We start from the raw sequence: 6,237 nt of genomic DNA, 5'->3' as shown, positions 1-6,237 counted from the left end.
AGAGTGTAATTTGTTTCATAGGGCTATGATGATCCCATTTGGGACAAAATCAAGCATTTTCAATGATCACGGGTATACATAGGCAATTTTAACATTTTGCAGCCATAATCAGTATTAGGGATAGTGTAAAATAACTGGAATATTATGATTACAACCACTGAAATTCACGATATTAAAACGGCCACAGGCTTAATGCGCACTACGCTTTATCGCCCGGATACTAAAGGCCAATTCGCGACAATTATTTTCTACTCAGAAATATTCCAGCAAACTGCGCCGATAGCCCGTTCTGCCACAATTATGGCTGGGCATGGTTTTGTGGTGCTGGTACCAGAAGTCTTTCATGAGCTCAATCCTATTGGGACGGTACTGGCTTATGATGAAGCCGGAAAAGATAAGGGTAATCAAGATAAGTGGGCTAAACCCTTAGAGCAACATGACAGCGACACCCAAGCACTAGTCGATTTTGCCCGTGCTCAGTCATTTTGCAGTGACAAAGTGGGCGCGATGGGGGTCTGTCTTGGCGGCCATTTGGCTTATCGTACGGCATTAAATCCTGACATCAGTGGCGCTTTTTGTTTGTACCCAACCGATATCCACTCAAACACCTTACCTTGTGCAGCCGGTAATGATTCACTCACCCGTACCGATGACATCAAAGGCGAATTAGTGATGGTCTTTGGTAAACAAGATCCCCATGTCAGTAAAGAAGGCCGTAAGCTTATTTACCAAAAACTTGAACAGGTGAATGCAAACTTTACTTGGCTTGAAGTCAATGCCCAGCATGCTTTTATGCGCGATGAAGGTGAACGTTTTGATGCTGCTTTAGCCTTGCAAATGTACTTACAAGCCGTGGCGTTTTTTCATCGAGTATTAAACTAGTCTTATTGCATGTCTGCGTTGAGCTTAAGTACACATATACCCAAGCCACTTCAACATGCTCGTTTCAGCGCTCCCGTAGGATAACGGAACAAGGCAGTGATTGAACACAATGGTGACGCTCTGTTTAAGATCACTATTTCTAGGTTCTAGGTCGCTTCGCTGCTAGATGCTAGATGCGATAAAATCTTATAGCAAGAGCCTAGATCGCTGCGCTGCTAGGACGCTTCGCGGCTAGATCCTATAAAATATTAGCAGCGAAGCTGTCCCATCCCTGAGCGCAGCGTTCGCTTGTTATCGCTTGTTATCTCTTGCTATCGTGTCTGAAACAGCCCGTAGGCGCGCTATTCCTAGAACCTTGAATTTTGTCACTTCTCGACATGTTGGATCTAGCATATCGAGGTCGTTTGGGTATAGATCATCAAGTGGCGGCCTCGGGATTACTTAAGCCATTTGGCCCGGTTCGCATTAATCTTTGCTTTGGTTTTGTTGCTTGTTGAAAACGTATTAGCCGTTCGAGGTTCGGGCAATTTAATCACGGCTTTTTGGAGCATTAAGCTATTAGGGTAAGTCATTACATCGCCGACATCGCGTTTGATCAATACGTGAAACAAACTTATTTCGACAATAATGCCACTCATATTTTCTTCTTTATCGACTATTTTTATTCGATCGCCGATACGGTAAGGAAACGCAAAAAAGATCAATACGCCAGCGGTGATATTGCTCAATATCGACCATTGGGCAAATAGGGCCACGCCTAATACTGCAAAGGCCGACGACACAAAGAGCGATACCTCTTGATAACCTAAACCCAGTGACACCGCCATGATCGACAAGGTCACAAAAAATAATAAATACGAAATTAAACGAGAAATGAGCCGACTACGAACTTCGCTGACTTGTTTCTTTTCTGCTTGCAGATGGATCCATTTGTTGAGCTGACGTTGGGCAACAAAGAACACTGCCAAATAAACAATGATCATCAATAAATGATTAAGCATGTCGATTTCCTATCTGGTTATGGTGATTAAAATGGAGTGGCGAAGGCACAATTTCGCCGCCACGTCCTAGTGCATTCTGGGGTATAATAAGGTTTTAAAGTAGAAAAATCTTGCTGCCATGTATACCCGTTCCACCTGAAAATGCAGGATTCAGCTGGAATTATAAACGCTTTTAGGCAAGGCATTGATTGAAGAGAATAGTTATTCTATTGTCGAAATCAATAACGTAGCATAAAGCGTTTATAAACCAGCCCTTTGGGGAAACCTGAGCAAAACATACTCATCGTTACATTTGTTTTTAAGGGAACAACCCTTAACAAAAAAATGTGCCTTGATTATGATTCGCTCAGGTTTCCTGAAACGAGCATCTTCAAGTGGAACGGGTATATAGGCAAGACTCCTCACAGAGTGAAGTATGTCTGATTATAAAGTATTGCACGTCGACGGTGATAGATTGGGTGATTTTTGTGTACTCGATGATGGTGACTATCGGGTGTTGTCATTTGGTGATAATGATGAACAAAGTAAAATGGATAAGAGTCAACCTCATGTACCGCAACATACTTATGTTCAGGCCATGTTGGCTGTGCTGTTATTCTCACAACCCAAAAGTGTGATTATTTTAGGTCTAGGGGGTGGGGCATTAGTGCATTCACTCAGGCATTTTGATGCGGCGATTAAAATTACCGCGGTTGAATTGCGCCAACAAGTGATTGAAGTCGCTAAGCGTTTTTTTCAGCTGCCATTGAGTAAAAAACTCACTGTCGTGCATCAAGATGCTTATGTGTTTTTAGCCCAAGCAGATCACAAAAAAGTCGATGTGATTTTTGCCGATATCTACAGTGACAAAGGTGTCGATAAGCAACAACTGACCAGCCAATTTATTGAGCAAACAAAATCGCTACTTAAAACCGATGGTTTTTTAGTGTTAAATTGTTGGAAAGAGCACAGCCGAGATTTACAATTGCGTGACACTCTTCATGAGCATTTTAACCAGGTCTTTGCCTGTTTAACCGGCGGTGGAAATTGGGTGGTGTTTGCCACCAATAAAGCCAATTGTTTTGCTGCCGCCAATAATAAGCAAGAGCTGCAAGCGCTTTCACAAAAGCTCGATATCAATATTAGCCGAGTGCTAACTCGATTCGGCCCCTGGGAATAAGTCTCACCTGAAAATATCATTAATCGACATTATTAACCGACTATCGCCCTATGACGTTAGTCGGTTTTGACGATTAATATATCTCGCCCAAGATATGCTCTCAAAACATATGCTTTCAAAAAAATAGTCTAATGCAAAAAACCGATTAAGGTGATAGTTTTTATTCGTTATACTTAATGATTCTCCATCGCTATTATGGCTACATCAGATGACGAGCACAGTTTGCTTATCATCACCGAAACCATATTGGTATCGGGTTTAATGTAAATCTAAATGGAGCATGACATGACACAATCTATCATCAATAGCACTATCAAACCTTTTAAAGCTACAGCATTTCATAATGGTGCTTTCGTTGACGTTACAGAGCAAGATTTATTAGGCAAGTGGGCGGTAGTGTTTTTCTACCCAGCTGACTTCACATTCGTTTGTCCAACTGAATTAGGCGACATGGCTGATCATTATGAGCAGCTACAAGCTATGGGCGTTGAAGTGTATTCAGTATCAACTGACACCCATTTTACTCACAAAGCTTGGCATTCAAGTTCAGACACCATTGGCAAAATTACTTATCCAATGATCGGTGACCCAACAGGCGCTATCACTCGTAACTTCGGTGTAATGATTGAAGACGATGGTTTAGCACTACGTGGTACTTTTGTCATCAACCCAGAAGGCGAAGTGAAAGTAGCTGAAATTCATGACCTAGGTATTGGCCGTAGCGCTGCAGAACTGCTTCGTAAAATTCAAGCCGCACAGTATGTTGCTACTCATGATGGCGAAGTATGTCCAGCTAAATGGCAGCCAGGCGAAGCAACATTAGCTCCTTCAATTGATCTTGTCGGTAAAATCTAACTGCTCAGTTCACCCTTAGGTTAGTAATATCATCTCCAGCTAGTCGGTGTTCCCCCGGCACTGACTAGCACTTTTTAATTCATCGATTATTGCCCATTTTTAGGAGTTGTTATGTTAGATGCGAATGTAAAAAGTCAACTGAAAACCTATCTGCAAAACCTCAAGCGCCCAGTTGAACTTGTCGTATCTGCAGATGACTCAAACAAAGCACAAGAATTAACCAGCTTAGCCCAAGATATTGTTGACTCAGCGGATTTAGTCTCAGTCACTTATCAGCAAGGTAAGCGTACACCGAGCATGAGCGTGATCAACCCGCAAGCTGCAACCAATATTACCTTTGCAGGATTGCCAATGGGCCATGAATTTACTTCATTGGTGCTAGCGTTATTACACAGCGGCGGACATCCTATTAAGTTGGATGCGGAGATCATTGAACAAATCCGTATGCTACCTGGTGAATATCATTTTGAAACCTATGTTTCGTTAAGTTGCCAAACTTGTCCTGAAGTGATCCAAGCACTCAATATGATGGCAGCAATTAACCCCAATATTACTAACGTGATGATTGACGGAGCGCTTTTCCAACAGGAAGTGAGCGATCGCAATATCATGTCGGTTCCATCAGTATTTTTAAACGGCGAAGCCTTCTCTGTCGGCGCGATTAGCATCGTTGAAGTACTAAACAAGTTAGATAAAAATGCCGCAGGCAGACAAGCAGAGCAACTTAATCAAAAATCAGTCTTTGACATGTTAGTCGTAGGCGGTGGCCCTGCTGGTGCAGCAGCGGCAATTTACTCTGCTCGTAAAGGCTTAAATACCGGCATAGTTGCTGATAAATTTGGTGGTCAAGTCGCCGAAACCGTCGGTATTGAAAACTTTATTTCAGTGTCTAAAACCGAAGGCCCTAAACTGGTGGCTAACCTTGAAGCCCATGTTAAGGATTATGATGTCGACATTATGCAAAACCAACGCGCGCTGAGTTTAGCGCAAAACGGTTTGTTTGATGTAACCCTAGAAAGTGGCGCAATCCTAAGCAGTAAAACGATAGTATTGGCTACTGGTGCACGTTGGCGAGAAATGAATGTGCCCGGTGAGAAAGAGTACCGTAATAAAGGCGTAGCCTATTGCCCACACTGTGATGGCCCGTTATATAAAGGTAAGCGTGTTGCGGTGATTGGCGGTGGTAACTCAGGTATTGAAGCGGCTATCGACCTTGCAAACATTGTTGAACACGTTACCGTGCTTGAGTTTGACAGTAAGTTACGTGCCGATGACGTACTGCAGCGTAAAGCCAAATCAATGGGTAATATCAGCATTATTACTCAGGCCATGACCACAGAAGTCAAAGGTGATGGCACTCGCGTAACCAGTTTGATTTACACAGATCGCACTACAGGTGAAAGCAATCAAGTCACATTAGCAGGTATCTTTGTCCAAATTGGCTTAGTACCTAACACCGAGTGGTTAAAAGGGGTGGTTGAAATGACTCCTCGTGGTGAAATCATTGTTGATGGCCGTGGTCAAACATCTATCCCTGGTGTATTTGCCGCAGGTGATGTGACGGATACCCCTTATAAGCAAATTATTATCGCTATGGGAAGTGGTGCATCAGCATCTCTAGGTGCATTTGATTACCTTATCAGACATTCTGAAGAAGTAGAGGTTAAAGCCGCATAGGGTTTTGTTGATTGAGTAATATGAGGTCTTTGTTATCTCAGCCAATAAAAAATAGCCCACATTTACGGGCTATTTTTTTCATGTTTATAGGCCTCAAACGCCGTGATTGAAATCGTTCGAGCCGGTGAACATCGATAAGATTTTGCCGTCGTTGTGATCAAGTACCTGGATTAGCCTTTAAAACCGCAGACGCGACCAAGGCCATTCGTGACGTAATACAAAAGCCAAAAGTCGCGGCTTAATTATCGGTTAGCACCATATATGCGGCCATTAATACATCATCAGAAAATGAGCGCTATGCTCAAGATCCCGGCGCAGTGCTATGCTTTATCCAGCCTAAGATTGACAGTAGTAGTACTATTACTACTATTATTACTAATACTCAATATAACTTCTGCCACAAAGTAGCGTTTTTGGTTGCTGCACATGTTACCAATAACTTGGTATTTTTGGCCGAAGTATAGGGCGGCAAGGACTTGATGGTTGCTAATGAGCAGAGCCATGCAAGCTCACAATTTACAAGCTTATAAATAATCTTGTATAAGCGCTAATATCTAACGGCTAATATCTAACGGCTAATATCAAACTTCAAACTTCAAACTTCAAATATCGAACATCAAATATCTGGTTTCTAGCGCAGTAGCATAGATAATACCCGGGGAG

5 protein-coding genes are annotated in these 6,237 nt (G+C 42.5%); 4 read left to right on the top strand and 1 reads right to left on the bottom strand.

Annotated features, from left to right (window positions below):
• Nucleotides 1-144 precede the first annotated feature (144 nt).
• Nucleotides 145-882, top strand: coding sequence for a dienelactone hydrolase family protein (locus AAEZ02_RS13780; protein WP_351123661.1), 738 nt, complete (start codon nucleotides 145-147; stop codon nucleotides 880-882).
• 437 nt (nucleotides 883-1,319) lie between these two features.
• Here the strand turns inward: AAEZ02_RS13780 and AAEZ02_RS13775 are convergent, their stop codons facing one another.
• Complete coding sequence (locus AAEZ02_RS13775; protein ID WP_101032922.1) at nucleotides 1,320-1,883, bottom strand: mechanosensitive ion channel family protein; 564 nt, start codon at nucleotides 1,881-1,883, stop codon at nucleotides 1,320-1,322.
• 415 nt (nucleotides 1,884-2,298) lie between these two features.
• Between AAEZ02_RS13775 and AAEZ02_RS13770 the strand changes: the two genes are divergently transcribed.
• The 3 genes from AAEZ02_RS13770 (at nucleotide 2,299) to ahpF (ending at nucleotide 5,574) form a co-directional block, all read left to right on the top strand.
• Nucleotides 2,299-3,042, top strand: coding sequence for a spermidine synthase (locus tag AAEZ02_RS13770; protein WP_124014134.1), 744 nt, complete (start codon nucleotides 2,299-2,301; stop codon nucleotides 3,040-3,042).
• Nucleotides 3,043-3,327: 285 nt separating this feature from the next.
• Nucleotides 3,328-3,897, top strand: a complete 570-nt coding sequence (ahpC, locus tag AAEZ02_RS13765) for an alkyl hydroperoxide reductase subunit C (protein ID WP_101032920.1) — start codon at nucleotides 3,328-3,330, stop codon at nucleotides 3,895-3,897.
• 111 nt (nucleotides 3,898-4,008) lie between these two features.
• Nucleotides 4,009-5,574, top strand: coding sequence for an alkyl hydroperoxide reductase subunit F (gene ahpF / locus AAEZ02_RS13760; protein ID WP_124014135.1), 1,566 nt, complete (start codon nucleotides 4,009-4,011; stop codon nucleotides 5,572-5,574).
• Nucleotides 5,575-6,237 lie beyond the last annotated feature (663 nt).

Origin of the sequence: Shewanella sp. T24-MNA-CIBAN-0130 (assembly GCF_040310185.1) — a bacterium.
In the GTDB taxonomy this organism is placed as follows: domain Bacteria; phylum Pseudomonadota; class Gammaproteobacteria; order Enterobacterales; family Shewanellaceae; genus Shewanella; species Shewanella psychromarinicola.
The sequence above is the reverse complement of the archived record's forward strand: the minus strand, read 5'-3'. Positions and strand labels throughout refer to the sequence as shown.

Coding starts and splice junctions, on each gene's coding strand:
- AAEZ02_RS13780 (WP_351123661.1), top strand. CDS start 145: ATGATTACAACCACTGAAATTCACGATATTAAAACGGCCACAGGCTTA.
- AAEZ02_RS13775 (WP_101032922.1), bottom strand. CDS start 1,883: ATGCTTAATCATTTATTGATGATCATTGTTTATTTGGCAGTGTTCTTT.
- AAEZ02_RS13770 (WP_124014134.1), top strand. CDS start 2,299: ATGTCTGATTATAAAGTATTGCACGTCGACGGTGATAGATTGGGTGAT.
- ahpC (WP_101032920.1), top strand. CDS start 3,328: ATGACACAATCTATCATCAATAGCACTATCAAACCTTTTAAAGCTACA.
- ahpF (WP_124014135.1), top strand. CDS start 4,009: ATGTTAGATGCGAATGTAAAAAGTCAACTGAAAACCTATCTGCAAAAC.